Genomic DNA, 19,990 nt, shown 5'->3' with positions numbered 1-19,990 from the left:
GCTTGTGTCTCTTCGTTGCCATTCTGATCCTCCGTTTTCCTAAACATAACGGCGGACCACTTCATTGGGGGAGGATCAGTCGTCGGTTGGATAGATGCCCCGCAGTCGCCCGGTACCCGAAATTGAATAGCGCGCCGCGAAGTCATTGTCGGTGAACACCAAAGTGTTCCCATCTAAACGCGCCTTGCTTCGAAACCAGTTTCCGCGGCCATGCTGGCCACGTCCGACCGAGTAAACAACATTGAGCAACCCGTCCTCATCTCGGCTTTCGACGACGAGAATATGACTTCTCCAAGAGTCCCATCTACCCGTCCAAATTCCAAGAAAAGGAGAATCTGGCGTTACATCGGTTGCAATGTCGGCTGGAAGCGGGGCGTCCCCGATGAGAACGGAGTCTTGCGCAAAAGACTGAGTGGCCAAGACAACGAGTGTTGCGATGGTGAGAGAAAAGCGCATGGCGAATGCCCCGAAGCTGTAAGTGATACGAGTCCGCCCTTTCTAACACAGTACACGGTGCGATTAGTGCAACTCATCTCTCTGGACTGCCAAGCCTGTTAATCACCATCTTGTGAAGCGTCGTTGGCATGGCCTTTGGTTCCTACTTGCACGCGTGCAAGCGGTCTTTTGCACACGCGAATTCTCAATGAAGCAAGTCCTGGCGTCGCAACGCGGCGGGAAACTGGCCTTTCGATTGTCGTGCAGCCATTTTTGAGAGGTGAGGTTACAAGTTTTGGACTGAGCTGCCGTGACCGAAATTTTGACTAGTCGTCCAGACCTGAAACAAGGGACTTTAGTCGGAGGATTGCCCCCTTGCTTATGCGAGCCCGATCAACTGTAAGAGAAAAGCCTTCATCTTCCTCGTGAATAATGCGGCTATCGCGGTCGGCACTTTCATAAATCGCGGTCGCAGCATACGTCCGAATGGGGTTTTGAAATCCCTTCACTCGAACAGGCTCTCGTTCCTCAACCTCAAGCCAGTCTTTTACCAAAGAATAGGTTTCGGCAGCGAGTAAGAGACCTCCGGGATCACACTCGGCCTCAAGTCTCGCAGCAAGGTTCACTTCGCGTCCAATAGCCGTGTAGTCCATCCGGTCTTCCGAGCCGAAGTTTCCAATCGTGCAGTAGCCAGTGTTTATGCCCATGCGAGCGCGAAATGGTCGATCGATCAATCCTTTGCGCTGCCATTCCTTTTGCAAGTGTCTTAGGTTCCGTTGCATATCTATTGCCATTCGCACACATGCAGCGGCATCTTCTTCTACCCCGAGGCTTTCGGGTTCGCCAAAGTACAGCATCATAGCGTCACCAATAAACTTGTCGAAATATGCGCCGTGCTTCAGGGCGATTTTGGACATTGCTGAAAGATACTCATTCAACAAAGTGGTCAGCTCCTCGGCTTCGAGTTGATCGGTGATTTCGGAGAAGTCGACGATGTCTGAGAAGAAGATCGTGAGCTTTCGGCGGCGACTTTCGATGGCCGCTTGTTGGTCACCGGCAATGATTGACTCGTAGAGTTGGGGTGGCATGTATTTGGCAAGCTGTTTGGACAGGTTTGTCAAAGTTTCATTCGCTTCACGCATCTGGCTCAGCAAGTGTAAGTTGTCCAAGGCGATGTTCGCTTGTGCCGCAAATGTTGTGAGAATATCGAACTGCTCTTTTTGAAGTTTTCCGGTTGAATGCCTCAACACGGCGAGAGCTCCAACGGTTTGTCCTCCTTGTGAAATCGGCACCATGGTGACTGCCTGAAACCCTGAGGCGAGGAAGTTTCCAGCCCCAATGCGAAACCTGTCTTTCGATGCGGCGACGTCCGGCAAATCAATCGCCTCGCCGTTCAAAATGACATGGCCATGGATTGTCTCTGGATGAAGTGGCGCCGGAAAACGCCGCCGCCAAGCCTCGACGCCAGCCGGTTCGGGACCAGAAATTGCTCCCAATATCAGTTTGTCGCCGTCCTGTATTCCAATGCTGATTGTCGACTTTGGGAAAAGCGTTTGACCCGCTTCAACAATCGAGTTGAAGACAGGCTGAGGGTCTTTAATTGAGCTGTTGACGACCTCCAGGATTTTGGCAGTCGCCCTTTGCCGATCCAGCGCCTCCCGCAACCGGAGTTCCAAGGCCGCCAAGTCCTCAGCCTTCTGTTCGTTCAGATCAAGGACGCGTTCTGGCAGCGATTCCCCCCTACCCTTCGACATCCTGATCCTCCCGTTCGCGATTAGCCGTCGACCAAGTCATAGTGCTTGATGGATCGAGACTCGACGAGGTCAGCTTCTATCGGATCGATGTGCGGACTTTGATAGTCTTCGCCCACAAACGACTTCAGTGCCTCCAGGCTCTCCCAAACCATAACGAAACTGAACTCTCGTGGCGCATCCTCTCTCGGCGCACCCGGAAAAAGGTGCACGATTCCAGGGGTGCTTTTCATCAACGGGATCGCAGTGTCGCGAAAAAAGCGGCCAAATTCCTCTTCTTTTCCCGGCCGCGTTGTCACCTGAAAAATGCGCATGATCATACATCCGTCCTCCAAAAGATGCGGTTTCCGAATGTATGTGTGCCTCACACGATCCAGCTTAGCATACTCGATGGCGAGTGTCAGATTATGGCTCCGAGCCGTCTCTCGATGAGTTCAGTTCAGCAAGCGCCTTGCAGACGAAGCTGCCTAATATTCAGCTTGTTGGTATGTCTGATAACGGCCCAAGGCGGACATTGGGGGAAATTTGGCTCGGTGCGGTCAACAGCTGTTTTTGGCGTAAGTGGCTGATACGGGATAAAGCTCACACAGTCTTCTTCGTGTTGAACGGTCGCTACAGTGAACTGAAGAAGTGCGCCAAATCACTGGTCAACTGTTGTGTTGTGCCCGCGGTCTTCCTATGCGCACTTCATCGGAAATGGAGATTTTATGTCCCGGTAAGGAAGGGAGGCAGCGCGCCTCCCGGAGCATATTCAAGATCTGAAGCACCGCCGTCGCTTTGTTGCGGACGGAGTGTTTTAATGTGCGCACTCTTTCCTACCATCAGCGCCCAAATCTGACCTGGGCCGGAGACATGAAAGTGAACACCCTATGACCAGGGATTACTCCGATTTCCTTCCGCTTCGCGCACGCGACGCCGGATCGCACGCCAATCCCAGCCCTCTTCAGGCGTTGGGATGGCAACCGTTTTTCGCCCAACAGATTAGCGTAGAAGACTTGTCGGCGACACCTCCCGTTCGCGTTGTTGAAGTGCATCGCAATGGGCTGCATGTCGTCGGTGACGGCATCGATACGATAATCCCGCCTGGAGCCGATGCAACTGTCGGAGACTGGCTGATGCTGGACGCAACACGCCCGAGATCCAGTCGGGTTCTTGAGCGCACAAGCCTCATTAAGCGGCGCGCGCCCGGAACCGACCGGCAGGAACAACTGATCGCGGCGAACATTGATACGGTCTTTATCGTCTCGTCTTGCAATCAGGACTTCAAGGTGGCCCGGCTGGAACGCTATGCAGCTCTGGCTTTTGAGGCACGGATGACACCCGTCATCGTCGTGACAAAGACCGACCTCGTGACGGAGCCGCAAAACTATATCGAAGCGGCCCGCGCGGTATCGGACATGATCGACGTGGTCGCCCTTGACGCCCGCGGAGACGCGCCCCGGACAAAACTGCTTCCGTGGTGCAAACCCGGCAAGACGGTGGCGTTTCTCGGCTCATCTGGTGTCGGGAAATCGACGTTGTCCAATGCGCTGCTCGAGAGTCAGTCCATTGAAACCCAGACCATTCGTGAGGACGACGCAAAGGGGCGGCATACAACAACGCGGCGCGAGCTTCATGCGATGCCCAATGGCTGTCTGGTCCTGGACACTCCGGGCATGCGTGAACTGCAGCTCACCGATGCAGCGGAAGGTATCAACGATCTTTTCGCCGACATTCAGGAGTTGGCCGCGCAGTGTCGATTCAAGAACTGTCAGCACGTTTCTGAGCCGGAATGCGCTGTTCTGAAGGCTATCGATGAGGGTGTTCTTGACGGCGATCGGCTTCGCAGATGGCGCAAGCTCATGGCCGAAGACGCGTTTAACTCAGCGAGCCTTGCGGAACGCAGGTCGCGCGACAAGGCGTTCGGGAAGATGGTCCGCGGTGTCAAAAAACTCAAAGATGTCAAGAAGTAAGGCGATGACACAGTCGAAAGCTGGTCAAATCGTATGGCATGACCTTTTCACACCGGACAGGGCGAGTTCAATGGCATTCTACCAGCACGTCGCCAACTGGACTTATGAAGTCGAGCGGGCATCGGATTTTGCATGGGGTGGCGGCGAGCAGGATTTCGTCCTCGCACTCTCCGGTGACAAAGCGGGCGCGGGTTTAATCGAGACGCCTCCGGAGCAAGCGAATGGCTGGGTCGCTTACATCGAGGTCCCCGACGTGGACCTGGCGACCAAGCGCGTCGACACACTCGGAGGCAAAGTTGTTCGGGAGCCATTCGAGGTGCCGGGCGTCGGGCGCAACGCACTCGTTCGCGATCCGCTCGGTGCTCTAGTGGAGACAGCAGTTCGGCCCTGAAATGTATATCGGCAACGGTAATGGCTTTCCGCAGGCGTTCTACTTCGAACTCTTCGGATGGCAGGTGTCTCCCGTGCGGGACCAGGGTTGCGCCACTCTCCTCGGGCCTCAGGGTCGTCTTGTTGCAATCCAGCATGCGGCGACTTGGTCAACTGCCTCAAACGCATCTTGGATCCCGTGTATCAAGGTTGCTTCAGTCCCTGACGCCTTCCGTGCTGCTGAAACCAAAGGCGCACGTCCGGCCTCCTTGAATGTAAGCGAAAGCGTTCAAGCTCAAATCCCCATCCTGTTTGATCCGGACGGTGTGCCGTTTGCTTTCGGCGTCAACCCGACAAATCCTTCCTAACCACTCGCAAATTCTTCTCAGGAACTGCGGAGCGGATATTTTCCGCTCTGCAGGGTCCGGAACTCAGCGCTTATGCGTGCTATTGGACAGTGTATTGGTCGGGATCCAGCCGCCGACTTGTTTCTGATGTCAGTTTTCGGGTGCTTTGTTCCGGCACAGAGAGTATGTGCCGTAGCCGCTCGGTTTGAGACCAATGGCTGACACCCAGTCCCCAACAAGTCTCGCGTACTGCCGTGTCGAGATGTGTGGTGAGGCGTGGAAAGCTGTCTTTCAAGGGATATCCTGAATTCTGAAGTCGCAAACCGCATTACTGCCGTCGGCTGCGACTTCGACACAGATGAGTCACTTAGGCCTGAGAATGGGGTTTGTTTTGGGTCGCTCGGCGGCCACCATCACGCTTTTTGCGACGCAGACCTCATTGACCGAGATTGCATTTCATTCAGCTTCGTCCGGTTCCGAAATTGGGTCGACAACGAGTACCAGACGCTTTGCGATGAGGCCAATTCAAGTCGGTGTTTGAGTTCAAACTACCGTTGATTGCTTGCGCGAGCACCTCTCAAACAACTTCTTCTGGAATAACCGATGCAAGACCAAACCGTTAAGGTTATGCCAATTGCTTCAGCCGTGGCATCAAGTCCAAAAGTTCCCGTGTATACGGATGTTCTGGAGCTTCGAACAACGAGTCCGTCTCCTGAACCTCAAGCAGCTTCCCATGTCGCATCACGCCCACCCGGTCACACATCTGACGTACGACCGGGAGATCATGGCTGATAAAGAGCATAGTCAGGCCCAGATGTTCTTGCAGATCTTTGAGAATGTTCAGGATTTGCGCCTGAATGGATACGTCCAGGGCGCTGGTCGGCTCATCGCAGATCAGAAAGCGGGGCTGAGTTGCGAGGGCGCGAGCAATACAAATGCGCTGACGCTGCCCACCGGAAAACTCGTGTGGATACTTGCGCCACGCGTCCTTGGCCAGGCCAACCCAGTCAAGCAATTCGCGCACGCGCGGTTCAATAGCGGGCTTGGGCAAGATTTTGTGATGATGGATGGGCTCGGCCACGAGGTCCCCGACCCTCATGCGGGGATTAAGGCTGGAGAACGGGTCTTGAAAGATCATCTGGATCTGGCGGCGGTAGGCTTGCAGGGCCTCTGCCTCCATCACTGTGACGTCTTCGCCATCAAAGATCACCCGCCCACCGTCCACGGGATAGAGTGTTCCAATCATCCGGGCGACTGTGGACTTGCCAGAGCCACTTTCGCCGACAAGGCCGAAAACTTCTCCGTCGCGAATGTCGAAACTCACTTGATCGACGGCAGTGAAGTATTTGCGTTGCGATGGCAGCAGCCCGCCTTTTTGCAGGAACGTCTTAGTAATGCTTTCGATTTCCAGCAGTTTGCCGGATTTCGACAGATCGGTCTTGTCCCAATGAGCCGCCAGATCTTCGATCTTGAAGGTTCGTTCCCGCTCGCCATAATTGACCACTGGGAAACGCTCGACTTTGGTGTGCGGCCGCGGCACGGCGGCAATCAGAGATTTGGTATACTCATGTTTCGGTGCGCCGAGGATCTGATCAGTCGTACCGCTTTCAACCACATGACCGGAATACATCACGGTCACCGAGTCGGTGGTGTCGGCGATAACGCCCATATCGTGGGTAACGAGGATCACGCCCACCTGACGCTCTTTCGCCAGTTCCTTGATCAGATCCAGCACCTGCGCTTGGACAGACACATCCAAGGCCGTTGTGGGTTCGTCAGCGATCAGAACGCTGGGCTCGGTACAGAGTGCAAGCGCGATTACCACCCGCTGACGCATCCCGCCGGAAAACTGGTGTGGATACTGGTTGAAACGGTCCGCCGGGTCTGGGATGGACACGCGATCCAGCAGCGCAATGGCGCGTTTTTTAGCCTCGGAAGCGGACAGGCCGAGGTGAAGCTGGATCGTCTCGACCAATTGCTCACCCACTGTGAACAACGGGTTCAGCGAGGTTAGCGGGTCCTGAAAGATCATCCCGATCTCTTTGCCCCGGATCCGGCGTTTGTCCTCGGCGTCCAGTTCGTCAATCCGACGACCGTTCAGCCAGACCTCACCTTCGGAGACGTGGGCCGGGGGATCCAGTAGGCCGATCACGGCGTTGCCGGTCATGGACTTGCCAGCACCGCTTTCGCCGACCACGCCCCGGATTTCGCCAGGATGCAGGTCGTAGGTCACATGCTCGACCGGCTTGAAGATGCCGTGGCGCGTGGGTATTTCCACCGTCAGGTTGCGGATCGAAAGAACGGGATCGGTCATTTCAGCCTCGGGTTCAGAACGTCACGCAGCCAGTCGCCCAGCAGGTTCACACTCAGCGCCAGTGCAAGCAGGGTGCAAGCCGGGAAGAACAGGATCCACCACTCACCCGAGAACAGGAAGCCCTGCCCGATGCGGATCAGCGTCCCCAGCGAGGGCTGTGTCGGTGGCGCGCCAACACCAAGGAAACTAAGCGTCGCCTCGGCAATGATAGCCAGCGCCAATGAGATAGTCGCGATCACCAGCACCGGTGATAGCACATTGGGCAGTATATGGCGCAGCATGATGGTCAGCGGGCTTTGCCCGATGATGCGAGCGGCGGCGACATAATCCTTGTTCTTCTCAACCAGCGTTGCGCCCCGGACTACCCGAGCGAACTGCACCCAATCGGACAGTCCAATGGCCAGGATCAGCACCCAGATCGCCATCTGGTCGCGATACTCCACCGGGGTAATGCCCTTGGCGATCCCAAAGATCAGCATGGCCAGAAGGATCGATGGGAAAGTCAGCTGCACATCCGCCGTGCGCATGATGATGGTTTCGGTCCAACCGCCAAAATAGCCCGACAGCAGGCCCAGAATGATCCCCAGAACCATCGCGAACAGAACGGCCGCCACCCCAACGAATAGCGAGATCCGCATTCCGTAGAGGATGGTCGAGAACACATCGCGCCCCTGATCGTCTGTGCCCATTAGGAAGGTTTCGCCTGTAAAGGCATTGGGTTCCATCGGCGGGGTGAAGCCATTCATCAGGTTCAGGCTGGCCGGATCAAACGGGTTTGTCGGCGCAATCAGTGGTGCGAGGATCGTGGCCAGGATCAGGATCAATGCCACCGTCGCCGACACCATGGCCACAGGCGAGCGGCGGAAGGCGTAGAACTGGTCGCTATCCAGAATGCGTTTCACACGGCTCATGCGCTGACCCTCAGGCGCGGGTCGATAAAGGCGTAAAGGATATCGACCGCAAGATTGATGGTGACAAAGATGACCGAGATCATCATCAAGTATGCTGCCATGATAGGGATATCCACGAATTGGATTGCATTGATGAACAGAAGGCCCAGGCCCGGCCACTGAAACACTGTCTCGGTGATGATGGCAAAGGCGATGATGGCGCCCAGTTGCAGGCCGATAATGGTAATGACCGGGACCATAGTATTCTTCAGCGCATGGCGGAAATTGATGGTCCGGTCACTCAGCCCACGGGCGCGGGCAAAGCGGATATAGTCTTGCCGGAGTACTTCCAGCATCTCGGAGCGCACCAGCCGCATGATGAGGGTCATCTGGTATAGACCCAATGTAATCGCGGGCAGGATCAGCGCCTTGAGGCCACTGCTTGTCAGCAAGCCGGTGCTCCACCAACCCAGGTCTACGACTTCTCCGCGCCCAAAGCTGGGCAGCCAGCCAAGTTCGACCGAGAAGATGTAAATCAACAGGATTCCGATCAGGAATGTCGGCAGGGAAACCCCGATCAGAGAGGCTGACATGATGAAATTCGCTGCAAACCCGTCTCGCCGGATTGCGGTGAACACACCCAGCGCGATGCCCAAGACTATGGCAAACACGGCTGAGACCAGCGCCAGTTCCAACGTTGCCGGAGCGCGTTCGGCCAGGATTTCCGCGACCGGACGCCCTTGACGGAAGCTGACGCCGAAATTGCCCTGTACCGCTTCCTGCAGAAACTTCACATATTGCACCGGAAACGGCTGATCGAGCCCCAACTGCGCCCGCAGACGTTCCACATCTTCCATGGTCCGCTCTTGTCCCAGCATATTGTCGATCGGATCGCCGACAAAGCGGAACATGGAAAAGGCGACCAGGCCCACTACGAACAGAACCAGCGCCGACTGAGCCACACGCCTGATAATGTATGACAGCATTTAGTTGACCGTTACCCAGCGCAGAAGGAAGAAGTTGTCGGGCCGTTGTGTCAGCTCGATATTGCTGCGCGCGCCCCAGACCAACGGTTGAACGTATAGCGGTACATAGGCCACCTCGTCGTGCAGGATACCTGCCACCTCGTCCAGCATTGCCTGACGTGTGGGTTCGTCAATCTCGGACTGGATCAGCGGCAGCAATTCATCCACGCGAGCGTTCGAATAGCCGCCAAAATTCCACGAACCCAACTTCTTTTCCTCATTTGGGGTCGAAGCGAGGAAACGCACGGGATGCTCGGCATCGAACGTGCCGGGTGACCAACCCAACAGATACATGTCAAAATTGTCTGCCCGCAGTTCGGGCCAGTAGTTCTGAACCGGCATCGCATCGAGCGTCACGTTCAGCCCGGCCTGAGACAGCATGGCGGTGATCGCCTGGCAAACGGCTTCGTCGTTCAAGTAGCGATTGTTGGGGCACTTAAAGCTGATCTCGGCCCCCTCAGCGCCAGCCTCAGCCAGCAAAGCTTTGGCACCCTCGGGATCGTAGCCATAGGGATCCGCGTTCGCAGCCGAATAGCCACGCATCGCAGGACTGACCAACTGGCTCGCCACCTCAGCATTGCCACGCATGATGGTTTGCAGGATAGCGGGAACGTTTACTGCCTTTGCCACCGCCTCGCGGACGCGCACATCTCGGAACAGGTCCGAGCCACCCTGCCCGGCTTCGCTCGCGCCTTCCTGCTGATCAAAGCCCAACATGATCACGCGCGCTTCGACGCCCTGAATGACCTTCACATCCGGATTGCCTTGCAACCGAGCCACATCCTGAATTGGGACCGGGTTGATGAAGTCCACATCTCCAGACAACAAAGCCGCCAGAGCGGTCGCCGGATTTTGGATTGGCACCAGTTCAGCGCGGGTCAGGTTGTGTTCTGCTGTATCCCACCAGCCGTCAAACGGTTCCAGAACAGTGCGCAGGCCCGGCTCTCGCGCGGTGACTCGGAAAGCACCGGTGCCATTGGCGTTCAGGGTCGCATAGTTGCCCGTTTCTTTGTCAGGCAGTGCTGCGTCGTTTGCCTCGGCCCAACCGCTATCCATGATCATCCAGTTGGCAATGCTGTCCGGGAAAATCGGGTTCGGCGCGGTGGTCATGACATCGACGGTGTAGTCGTCAACCTTCACTATCTCGCTGACGGGCGCGAACCAGCTGCGTGTGTCCGAATTTTCGTCAGACGCCCGCTGGTACGAGAAGATCACGTCATCCGCATTGAATTCAGAACCATCATGAAACGTTACGCCCTCGCGCAGTTTGAACCGCCATCCAGCTCCGTCCCCGATGGTCTCCCAACTCGTGGCCAGCGCCGGTTCAATGGTCATGTCCTTGCCCCGGCGCACAAGCCCTTCGTAGACATTGTTCAAGAAACCTAGAACCGGGGCAGAGTTGACAGCATGAGGATCCATTGTTTGCGGGTCCGTTGTAACGGCAAACGTGAACTCTTCGCCTGCGACGGGCAAGGCAAGCGCGCAGAATAGCGCGGCAGTGGTCAGACGTTTCATGATAGCTCCCACTCTTTGGTGGCGGGCCCCGCATCCCGAGGCCCGGCCACGTTTCTTAGTTCAGGCCGAAATGCTTGACCATAGGCTGATCTTCAGGATCAACGTTGATGTCCAAGTTTTCAGCCATACCCCAGTTCAACACTTGATGGTGGATCGGAATATACAGCTGTTCATCCTGCACCACGCGCCAGATCTCGGCGATCGCTTGATCTCGCGCGACGAGATCCGTGTTCGAGGCCAGCGACTTGATCTTGGCATCCAACTCATCATTGTCATACCCGGTGCCGTTCCATGTTCCAATGTCGCTTTCACGGCCATGGACCAGGAAGTTGAAGATGTATTCCGAGTCATACGTCGGAACGCCCCAGCCCAGCATGTAGAAATCGGTCTTTCCGTCCGTGATCAGCGGGAAATGCTGTGCTTTCGGTTTGGCATCCAGATTCACAGTGATGCCAATCTGACCCAGCATCCCGACAGCGGCCTGACAGATCCCTTCGTCATTGATGTACCGGTCGTTGGGACAATCCAGCCGGATCGAGAAACCGTCCGGATAACCCGCTTCGGCCAAAAGGGCCTTTGCACCTTCAATGTCCGTGCCGCTTTCACTGTCCATCTCGGCAGTCCAGCCGTTAACAAACGGCGGGGCGATCATCCCGGCAGGTTGCGACTGACCGCGCATGACCACCTGTTGGATGGCATCTCGATTGATCGCTTTGGACATGGCCCGACGAACACGGACGTCAGCAAGAGGGTTCTTGCCATCGACGTTATCCGCCTCGATGTCGTCCGCGCCCTGGTTCATACCAAAGAAGATTACCCGGTTTTGCGGCGCTTGTTTGACGACCAAACCGTCGACGGCATTCACCCGGTCCAGGTCCTGCACCGGCATATCCTGAAGGAAGTTCACCTCGCCCGACAACATCGCCGCAACGCGGGTCGCGTCATTCTGGATCGGTGTATAGATGATTTCGCTGATCGCCATCGGGAACTGATCACGACCCCAATAATCCTCGTTCCGCTCCATCACCGTTTTGACGTCCGGTTCGCGGCTGACCAGTTTGTAGGGGCCGGTTCCATTCACATTGACGGTCGCAAAGGTGATCTCACCGCCTTCAAAATCCTGAACGTTGACCGCGTTATTCGCCTCGGTCCAGCCTTTGTCCATGATGAACAGGTCGGTGAGGTTCGCAGGCAGAATGGGGTTCGGACCGTCCGTCTCGATCTCGATCGTGTGGTCGTCGACAGCGCGTACCTCGACAATCGAATTGATCAGTTCTTTCATGTCCGAGTTCGGCTGCTTCGCACGGTTAATGCTGAACACCACGTCTTCTGCGGTGAAATCGGCGCCGTCATGGAATTTCACGCCCTGACGCAGGTTGAACACCCAGACATTCGGATCGCTCTCGCTGGGGGCCCAATCAGTCGCAAGCGCAGGCTCAAAAGCACCGCTCGTATCGCGAATGATCAGAGGTTCATACATCTGGTGGCGCACGGTATGCGTTGGCCCCTCGTTCTGCGAATGCGGGTCAAGCGTCAGCGCATCCCCCGAGCGCGCCCAACGCAGAGTTTCGGCACTGGCCAAAGACGTCGTCGTCATCAAAAGCGTCAGTACGAGTATTGGATTTTTCATTATTTTCTCCCATATTGCAGTCGTTTAACCGCATTGAATTCACGATACTGTGTCGCAAATTTCTGTTAACGTTATGGTTGCGGATAGCATACCAACTGCGAATGCATGTCAATCTTTCAACTCGGTGTTGATTTGCTAAACACAAGCGACACGGGACTTCCGGAAGACAGCCACTCTCCCAAAAAACACCGCATCAAGTGTCTATTACTCAGACGAGAGGAACACAAACCGCAATAATCAAGCAGAGGTGGTTCTACTTTTTTGACCAGTTTGCAGCCTAGATTAAGGTGGATCTTGGTTTCGTTTCAGGTTGCCATTTTCTTGGGTTCAGGTTTGGTCACATAAGCCTCGTTCGGGGTCAAGATGCCGTGGGTCGAGTGGGGCCGATCAGCGTTGCAATAGTCGATCCAGCGCCCGTTTCCCTCCCGTGCCTCTGAGCCGGTCTCAAACGCGTTCAGGAAAACGCATTCGTATTTCAGCGACCGCCACAGCCGTTCGATCATCCGGTTGTCGACCCAGCTCCGGCGCAGAGCTTCCCTGTTACCGTGAAAAAGTTTCCCGGTTCCACAGTTTAGGGAGTTTTGGGGCGTAAATTATTGATATCATAACATTACCACAAAGGCGCAATCAGGAATTTCCGCCAAAGATGCCGAAATTCACTGTAAACTCCCAGAAATCAGGGAAAACCCGCGTAAAGCAACCCCGCGAAAATACGGAACCGAGACTGGCGTCAGAACCGTGCCCTAGTTGTGCTTGCTAGATCGTCTCTGATAGAAAACGGGTATGGCAACCCTCTGAAATTTCAGCAGAAATCCGGGACAGAAAGTATCAATGGAGTGAGACGGGAATGGGTGGCGGTGCTGTCAGACGAATTCGAACCAGTCTCAGTTTGCCGCGGAAACCGCGAACCTATCCGGAACAAAGTTGACGCCACTCGCGTAGAGCGGCGGCGCGGGTCAGCTTGAAGGTGTCTCGACTGGCTAACGATCTTTCCTGGTTGAAGTGGTTGTAAACGGAGGAATGGACGGAGGCGAATTTCTGTAGACTTCGCATGCGCTTGAAACGCTGCATCGCGCGTTCGCGTCGTCGAAACGGCAGGTGTGAATTCTCAACACGGTTGTTGAGCCACCTGCCCGTCTGTTGTTTTTCGAGCGCGCCTATTTCTCTGAGCGCAGCCTTGTATGAAGCGAAGCGATCTGTGACGACCTCCTTGGCGCAACCGTGCCGCTTCATCAATTTCTTGAGAAATTTCAGTGCAGCAGCTTTGTTACGGCGCTTTGTTACAACTGCTTCCAGCACCTCGCCTTCGTCATCCACAGCGCGCCAAAGATAATGCCGTTTGCCATTCACTTTCACAAAGACCTCGTCCACGTGCCACTTCCATTTTGAAAAGGTTCGGAGTTGCTGCACACGCTTCCGTCGGATCTCAGCTGCAAACATTGGACCAAACCTGTTCCACCAATATCGGACGGTTTCGTGGCTCACGTCGATGCCTCGCTCGTGCAACAGATCTTCGACATTTCGAAGCGAGAGCGGGAAACGGATGTACAGCATCACCGCAAGGCGGATGACCTCGGGACTGGTTTTGAAGTACTTGAAAGAGGCAGGTTTGGTCATGGGCAAAAGCTACGCAACCGTCCTGCCTGCCTCAAGACAAGTTCTTCTGACAAGACCTTTTCGGGTATTAATTTAGCCCAACATGGGTCCCGGGCGTCCCAACCCTCTCCCTTTGCGTTCCTTGGCTATCAGACAGTGCCGTCCAAATGTTTGGTGTTTTCCGGGTCACAAGGTAGCAAGGTCGGCAAAACGGATAAAGTGGGTGTTCAAGGAACCTTTTAAAGCGCCTTTTCAATGAACTTTGAAAAAAGCTCACCCTGCGAGTTGATCCTAAGTTTCGCGTAAATGTTGCGTCTGTGGATGCGGACTGTGCCTGGAGAGATGCCGAGAATTGTGCCAACAGCTTCTGCCGAATGGCCCTTCAATGTGAACTCAACGACTTCTCGTTCTCGTGGCGTCAGAACGCCATCGCCAAATGCCTGGAATGCTAGATCAACGCGACGACTAACGCCATTCGCTGCGGCGCCGCGGGCCATCGTTGGAAAGTCACTCCAATGTTTGCAACAGGCTGCCCGAACGAGCGGCCATAGAGCGTGCAAATGACGAATTTCCTTGGCGGAAAAAGGCTTCTCTGCTCGCATGAGCGAGACCACAACCATCCCAGCGCCTGGGATATCGATAAAGTAGCCAATCTCCTCTGCTAACCCAGTCCTTTTGTAATAGCTGCGATAGTATTCGCCCTGATAGAACCTGTCCGGTGCGATATCGCGCATGCGGTACAGACCCGGTGTTATTGGTTTTGTCGCGGCCAAAAAAAATGGATCAAGTACGTAGGGCCCGGCTTGGTAATCCTCAACAAAAATACGCCGTTTGCTTTTGGGGAAATCGTCGTGAAGGTCTATTGGTGCTTCGGTTCCAACATGGCCAAACACCACCGTAAAATCAAATGGTGCGACCTGCCGTAAGCCATCTGCCAAAGCACATGGAAATTCTGGGGTTCCGATCTTCTCCACGACCCTGCCGGCCTCTTCCATCCAATCGTACACACGCCGCTCCAGATTTTCGAAAAGCACCTCTGTACCCCAATTGTGGTATATACAGTTATTCCGAGTTATTGTTACTTTTTCCTTGTTTGAGTGGTATGCCAACAAATGCCAAAAAATCAAGCAAAAGGAAAACGGCAGTATATGAGCTTTGACATGAGCGTCACCATGCAGACGATTGCGGAACTCCGAGGAGTGACCAAGACCTTCGGGAATGTGGTCGCCGCCAAAGACCTGAATCTTTCCATTGGGAAAGGAGAGTTCCTGTCGTTCTTAGGCCCATCTGGTTGCGGCAAAACCACTGCGCTTAGAATGTTGGCAGGTTTCGAGAAGCCAACCGAAGGTCAGGTGTTGCTCGATGGAGAAGTCGTCAACGACTTGGATGCGCACCATCGCCCAGTCAACATGGTGTTTCAGCACTATGCTCTTTTTCCTCACCTAAGCGTGTTCGACAACATCGCGTACGGCCTGCGCCAACAACGACCACGCGTAGACAAACAAACAATCGCGACAAAGGTTGAGCAAGCGCTGGAAACTGTCCGTCTTGGTGGGTTTGGCCCACGTCGCATCTGGGAGATGTCTGGTGGTCAGCAGCAACGCGTCGCTTTGGCGCGTGCGATCGTAAACGAGCCCAAGCTTTTGCTGCTTGATGAACCAATGGCTGCTCTGGATCGAAAGCTTCGAAAAGAAATGCAGTTTGAACTGCAGAACCTGCAACGACAACTAGGGATAACTTTTGTCCTCGTCACGCACGACCAAGAAGAAGCGCTTTCAATGTCCGACCGAATTTGTGTGATGGAAGGCGGCAGTATTGTGCAGGTTGGCAGCCCACGCGAACTCTATGACATGCCCCGCAGCCGCTACGTGGCTGGATTTGTAGGCACCTCAAATTTCTTTGATGCAACTGTGACTGACTCAGCAACCGACCAAATCACTGTGCGTTTAGCGAGTGGCCAAAAGGTGCACGGAACTCCGGAGATTCCAATAGATGCAGGGCAGGAAGTGTGCGTTAGTATCCGTCCTGAACAGATCACGCTGACCCGCGCGCTACCCACAGCTGAAATCGCTCTGCCAGTTACCATTCAAAATCGGATCTTCCTTGGGGAGCACACAGAATACCTTGCGCGCAACGAAGCACTGGGTGATTTCCATGTACTTGTGCCAAGGCAAGCGGAATTGAACGAGGGGACGTTCAATGCAGGAGAGCAGGCCTTTGTTTCATGGGGCGAAGGCGCACTGCTGATCCTGGAAAAATAACAAATCCCGCAATCCAACAACAGAGAGGTTCACAATGACCAAGGATAATGGGACTATTTCCAAGCAAAAGTTCATGGAAGAGCTTCACCGGTACCAAAAGGGTTCGGTTACACGGCGACATTTCTTAGGCGTGACAGGTCTTGGGATGGCAACGGCCGTTCTGGGCACGGCCATTCCTGGGTTGCGTCCACGCCCGGCATTTGCTGCCGGGGACATTGGCGACCGAGTGATCCTCGCCACATGGCCGAACTACCATGACGAGATGAACTTCGAAGCCTTCACGGAAGCCACTGGCGCCCATGTTCAGGTCAATGTTTTTGGCTCGAATGAAGAGATGTTGGCAAAACTACAGGCTGGAGGGTCTGGCTGGGACGTTTTCGTTCCAACCAACTACACGATCACTACGTATGTGGGTGAAGATCTGATCATCCCGCTCGATACGTCCAAACTGCCAAACTACGACGCAGGTTCATTCGAACAGCGCTTTTCCGATGCCGGTTCTGTCGATGGCCAGCTTTACGCGGTCCCAAAAAACTGGGGCACGACTGGCTTTGCAGTGAACACCAGCAAGCTTGACGGCGCTCCGACTCCAACCACATGGAAAGAGTTCTGGGACCTTACTATGGAAGGTTACTCAGGCCGGACAATGGTGCATGATTACCAACTCACCACCATCGGTAATGCCCTGAAATACTTCGGCTACTCCTTCAACTCGGTCGATGAGAAGGAACTGGCGGATGCCGAGAAATTGTTACTGGATGCCAAACCGCATCTGTTTGCAATCTCGTCGGATTATCAGCCACCGATGCGTAACGGTGACGCCTGGATGACGATGTGCTGGACAGGTGACGGCAAGCAGATGAATGTCGACATGCCTGAAATCGCCTACGTTCTGGGAACTGAGGGCGGTGAACTCTGGTCCGACTACTACGCTATTCCTAAGGGCGCACCCCATATGGATGCCGCTTATGCCTTGATCGACTTCCTGCTGAACCCGGAAGTTAATGCGAAAGAAGTCCTCGCCCACGGCTATCCATCGGCTGATGCTCGCACCAATGCGTTGCTGCCGAAGGAACTACTGGAAGATCCGATCCTTTATCCGGCAGCTGACCTTCTGAATGCACTCGAGTTCGGCGCGGCGGCTACACTAACCGATCCAAACCGTGCCGAGTTGCTCGCCCGCTTCAAGTCGGCCTAAGCGGCAAGGCCGCCAATATCGGAAAAGACGAGGACAAAATGACCGAACGAGGCAGAAAAGCACTGTTGCTGGCTCCAGCAGGAATATGGCTTTTGGTAATGCTAGCCCTTCCTCTGCTGGTCGTCTTCGTCTTTTCCTTTGGCGAACGGGGGGCCGCCGGAGGCTACGTTCCAGCGTTCACGTTGGAACAATATGCCAACCTTCCTGCGCGATGGACGGCGTTTAAGAACACTTTGATCCTTGCACCTCTGGGGACTATCGCTGCGTTGGTAATTGCCTACCCGCTCGCCTACTTTCTTGCAGTGCGTTGTTCACCAAAGTGGAGAACTTCGCTGTTGATCCTAGTGATCGTGCCGTTCTGGACATCGATCCTGATCCGGTCATACGCTTGGATTTTCATCCTTGGGGGGCGTGGCTTGCCCGCTTTACTGGAGTCGATCGGCATCGATGATATCCGCCTGATAAATACGCCGTTCGCTGTGCTTGTCGGGATTGTCTATGGGTATCTACCTCTGATGGTTTTCCCGATTTTTGTAAGCTTAGACAAACTGGATAAACGCCTTCTGGAAGCATCGGCTGATCTCGGCTCTACCCCATGGCGTACGTTCCGTCAGGTGACACTTCCTTTGTCGGTACCTGGTATCGCAACTGGCTGCATGCTGGTCTTCATCTTGCTGATGGGCGAGTTTCTGATCCCAGCGATCTTGGGCGGCGGAAAGGTCTTTTTCGTCGGAAATGCGCTGGTGGACCTGTTCCTGCAGTCTCGGAACTGGGCGTACGGATCGGCGGTCGCAATGACTCTGGTTGTCGTAATGCTTGTCACTGTCTCAATTTACATGAAATTCATCTCGCGCCTGGGTGGCCAGCGCGAAGATGTCTCGCTGATGTGAGGGTCCGATGCGCTTATACGCGATTTGCGTCTACCTTTTTCTCTATATTCCAATCGGCATCATCGCGCTTTTCAGCTTTAATGCCGGACGACACGCAAGCCAGTTCATGGGGTTCTCGACCCAATGGTATGGTAGAGCACTGAACAACCCATTTGTAATGGACGCGCTCGAGACCAGTCTGCTTGCGGCATTAATAACTGCTTGCCTCGCATCCACTCTCGGAACCATGGCGGCCATCGCTTTACAAGGGGTTAAGGGATGGCTCCGAACTTTGTTTGATGCGATGATTTATATTGCGATAATGATACCCGGTATCGTCATCGGCATCGCGACACTCATTGCCCTGGTCACCGTATTCGGCTGGCTAAACCCGCTTCTTGCAAGCCTATGGCCCGATGGAGCAAATCCCCCGCAACTTTCCATGGGGATGCCCACGCTTGTCGCCGCCCACACCATGTTCACAATGGCGCTGGTCATAATCATCGTACGTGCAAGGCTATCGGGTATGGACCGCGCGCTCATGGAAGCTTCGGCTGACCTCTTTGCGACGCCCTGGGGCACCTTTCGACAGGTGACCCTGCCGTTGATAGCACCGGCAATTTTGGCAGGCTTCCTGCTCAGCTTCACTTTCTCATTTGATGATTTCATCATCGCGTTCTTCGTAGCTGGCTCAGAAACAACCCTGCCAATCTACATATTCTCATCCATCCGGCGCGGCGTAACACCCGAGATCAATGCCATCGGCACTATGGTTATGGGCGCGTCGCTCTTGTTGCTCGTAGCAGCGCAGCTGCTTTTGCGCCGAGGCGCCTCAAAATCGAATAATTAAATAAAGGAGCCAAGTGACATGCGGCTTGCAGGTAAGGTCGCGCTCGTGACGGGCGCGGGATCAGGAATTGGTCGGGCGGGTTCAATGGCAATGGCACAAGAGGGTGCGCATGTTGTGGTAACCGATCGCGATGCAACACTTGCTGAAGCCACTGTGGCCGCGATCGTAGCGCAGGGAAATCAAGCATCTGCCATACAGCTTGATGTGACCGATGACGATGCCCTTACCAGAACCATAGACGAAGCAGTTAAAAACTTCGGTCGGCTTGACGTGTTGCACTCTCACGCTGGGTTGCAGATCGAAGGAACGCTGGAAGAAGTGGAACCAGATGGAATGGATGCTTCTTGGGCATTGAATGTCCGCGCTCACTTCATTGCCGCGCGTGCAGCCGTCGCCCATATGAAATCACAAGGTGGAGGCAGCGTGATCGTCACGGCCTCCAATTCTGGGGTTCAATATGACCGGGGTATGATCGCCTATGCGACTACAAAGCACGCTGCTGTTGCGATGGTCCGGCAGATGGCAGCCGACTACGCTGTCCATGCAATCCGTTTCAATGCCCTATGTCCAGGATTTGTAGACACCCCTTTCAATGCAGGCTTCGAAAAGCAGATGGGAGGCCGTGCCAAACTGGAAAGCTACATCGAGCAGGCGATCCCCATGAGTCGATGGGCGACAGTTGACGAGATTGGCCATGGGATCGTCTATTTGGCTTCAGATGAATCCGCTTTTATGACGGGGCAAGCCCTGGTTATCGATGGCGGTGAATGCATTTAGTGATGGGTTAGACCGCTCAAGAGAATGTCTATCGCCGCAATTCATTTTGGCGAGCACATTTCAGTCCGCTTTGGGCTCGGAGCAGACTTTCGGCAGAATTCAGTAAATGTCGGCTACGCGGACAAAGCCGCCGGGGTGCTGTCAGACGAATTCGAACCAGTCTCAGTTTGCCGCGGAAACCGCGAACCTATCCGGAACAAAGCTGACGCCA

19 protein-coding genes and 2 pseudogenes are annotated in these 19,990 nt (G+C 54.8%); 9 read left to right on the top strand and 12 right to left on the bottom strand.

All coding sequences use genetic code 11. The annotated features are described in order from the left end of the window. Window positions 1–75: 75 nt before the first annotated feature. From AC2FNZ_RS15130 to AC2FNZ_RS15120, 3 genes are all read right to left on the bottom strand, one after another. Window positions 76–456 carry a hypothetical protein gene (locus tag AC2FNZ_RS15130; RefSeq protein ID WP_496841140.1) on the bottom strand — a complete coding sequence of 127 codons (381 nt, stop codon included), beginning with the start codon at window positions 454–456 and terminating at the stop codon, window positions 76–78. Window positions 457–761: 305 nt separating this feature from the next. Next, window positions 762–2,189 (bottom strand): adenylate/guanylate cyclase domain-containing protein, encoded by a 1,428-nt coding sequence (locus AC2FNZ_RS15125; protein ID WP_496841139.1) that lies wholly within the window; start codon window positions 2,187–2,189, stop codon window positions 762–764. Window positions 2,190–2,209: 20 nt separating this feature from the next. Next, on the bottom strand, window positions 2,210–2,506 hold the full coding sequence (locus AC2FNZ_RS15120) for a putative quinol monooxygenase (protein WP_093964997.1): 297 nt from the start codon (window positions 2,504–2,506) through the stop codon (window positions 2,210–2,212). A gap of 549 nt (window positions 2,507–3,055) precedes the next feature. Between AC2FNZ_RS15120 and rsgA the strand changes: the two genes are divergently transcribed. The 3 genes from rsgA (at window position 3,056) to AC2FNZ_RS15105 (ending at window position 4,875) form a co-directional block, all read left to right on the top strand. Next, window positions 3,056–4,138, top strand: a complete 1,083-nt coding sequence (gene rsgA, locus AC2FNZ_RS15115) for a ribosome small subunit-dependent GTPase A (RefSeq protein ID WP_496841138.1) — start codon at window positions 3,056–3,058, stop codon at window positions 4,136–4,138. A gap of 70 nt (window positions 4,139–4,208) precedes the next feature. Then, complete coding sequence (locus AC2FNZ_RS15110) at window positions 4,209–4,529, top strand: VOC family protein (RefSeq protein ID WP_496841137.1); 321 nt, start codon at window positions 4,209–4,211, stop codon at window positions 4,527–4,529. Window position 4,530: 1 nt separating this feature from the next. Continuing rightward, window positions 4,531–4,875, top strand: a complete 345-nt coding sequence (locus AC2FNZ_RS15105; protein ID WP_496841136.1) for a VOC family protein — start codon at window positions 4,531–4,533, stop codon at window positions 4,873–4,875. 135 nt (window positions 4,876–5,010) lie between these two features. Here the strand turns inward: AC2FNZ_RS15105 and AC2FNZ_RS15100 are convergent. From AC2FNZ_RS15100 to AC2FNZ_RS15060, 9 genes and pseudogenes are all read right to left on the bottom strand, one after another. Continuing rightward, window positions 5,011–5,136: pseudogene (locus AC2FNZ_RS15100) on the bottom strand (integrase); the annotation flags it as partial. Between the two features lie 343 nt (window positions 5,137–5,479). Continuing rightward, window positions 5,480–7,168, bottom strand: a complete 1,689-nt coding sequence (locus tag AC2FNZ_RS15095) for an ABC transporter ATP-binding protein (RefSeq protein WP_496841135.1) — start codon at window positions 7,166–7,168, stop codon at window positions 5,480–5,482. Further along, window positions 7,165–8,079, bottom strand: a complete 915-nt coding sequence (locus AC2FNZ_RS15090; RefSeq protein ID WP_170339892.1) for an ABC transporter permease — start codon at window positions 8,077–8,079, stop codon at window positions 7,165–7,167. The genes AC2FNZ_RS15095 and AC2FNZ_RS15090 overlap by 4 nt, the downstream gene beginning before the upstream one ends. Beyond that, window positions 8,076–9,044 carry an ABC transporter permease gene (locus AC2FNZ_RS15085; protein ID WP_496841134.1) on the bottom strand — a complete coding sequence of 323 codons (969 nt, stop codon included), beginning with the start codon at window positions 9,042–9,044 and terminating at the stop codon, window positions 8,076–8,078. Before AC2FNZ_RS15085 ends, AC2FNZ_RS15090 begins: the two co-directional genes overlap by 4 nt. Next, complete coding sequence (locus tag AC2FNZ_RS15080) at window positions 9,045–10,598, bottom strand: ABC transporter substrate-binding protein (protein WP_496841133.1); 1,554 nt, start codon at window positions 10,596–10,598, stop codon at window positions 9,045–9,047. A 55-nt stretch (window positions 10,599–10,653) separates the two neighbouring features. Further along, window positions 10,654–12,228, bottom strand: a complete 1,575-nt coding sequence (locus AC2FNZ_RS15075) for an ABC transporter substrate-binding protein (protein ID WP_170339360.1) — start codon at window positions 12,226–12,228, stop codon at window positions 10,654–10,656. Window positions 12,229–12,533: 305 nt separating this feature from the next. Continuing rightward, a pseudogene (locus AC2FNZ_RS15070) lies at window positions 12,534–12,755 on the bottom strand (integrase core domain-containing protein); the annotation flags it as partial. A 382-nt stretch (window positions 12,756–13,137) separates the two neighbouring features. Further along, on the bottom strand, window positions 13,138–13,845 hold the full coding sequence (locus tag AC2FNZ_RS15065; protein WP_093964971.1) for an IS6 family transposase: 708 nt from the start codon (window positions 13,843–13,845) through the stop codon (window positions 13,138–13,140). A 218-nt stretch (window positions 13,846–14,063) separates the two neighbouring features. Then, window positions 14,064–14,831, bottom strand: a complete 768-nt coding sequence (locus AC2FNZ_RS15060) for a helix-turn-helix transcriptional regulator (protein ID WP_093962973.1) — start codon at window positions 14,829–14,831, stop codon at window positions 14,064–14,066. Between the two features lie 153 nt (window positions 14,832–14,984). Between AC2FNZ_RS15060 and AC2FNZ_RS15055 the strand changes: the two genes are divergently transcribed. The 6 genes from AC2FNZ_RS15055 to AC2FNZ_RS15030 all read left to right on the top strand — a co-directional run. Beyond that, window positions 14,985–16,085 (top strand): ABC transporter ATP-binding protein, encoded by a 1,101-nt coding sequence (locus AC2FNZ_RS15055; protein WP_254432852.1) that lies wholly within the window; start codon window positions 14,985–14,987, stop codon window positions 16,083–16,085. A gap of 34 nt (window positions 16,086–16,119) precedes the next feature. Beyond that, window positions 16,120–17,283: an ABC transporter substrate-binding protein gene (locus AC2FNZ_RS15050; protein ID WP_496841132.1), complete on the top strand. Its 1,164-nt coding sequence runs from the start codon at window positions 16,120–16,122 to the stop codon at window positions 17,281–17,283. A 38-nt stretch (window positions 17,284–17,321) separates the two neighbouring features. After that, window positions 17,322–18,173, top strand: coding sequence for an ABC transporter permease (locus tag AC2FNZ_RS15045; RefSeq protein WP_093962199.1), 852 nt, complete (start codon window positions 17,322–17,324; stop codon window positions 18,171–18,173). Window positions 18,174–18,180: 7 nt separating this feature from the next. Next, complete coding sequence (locus AC2FNZ_RS15040; RefSeq protein ID WP_093962200.1) at window positions 18,181–19,002, top strand: ABC transporter permease; 822 nt, start codon at window positions 18,181–18,183, stop codon at window positions 19,000–19,002. A gap of 18 nt (window positions 19,003–19,020) precedes the next feature. Then, window positions 19,021–19,779: an SDR family NAD(P)-dependent oxidoreductase gene (locus tag AC2FNZ_RS15035; protein WP_093962201.1), complete on the top strand. Its 759-nt coding sequence runs from the start codon at window positions 19,021–19,023 to the stop codon at window positions 19,777–19,779. Between the two features lie 24 nt (window positions 19,780–19,803). Next, window positions 19,804–19,990 (top strand): hypothetical protein (locus AC2FNZ_RS15030; protein WP_496841131.1); only part of this gene is annotated, 187 nt, incomplete at its 3' end.

Source organism: Ruegeria sp. SAZA006 (assembly GCF_059613465.1).
This window is presented reverse-complemented; position numbering and strand designations above follow the sequence as displayed.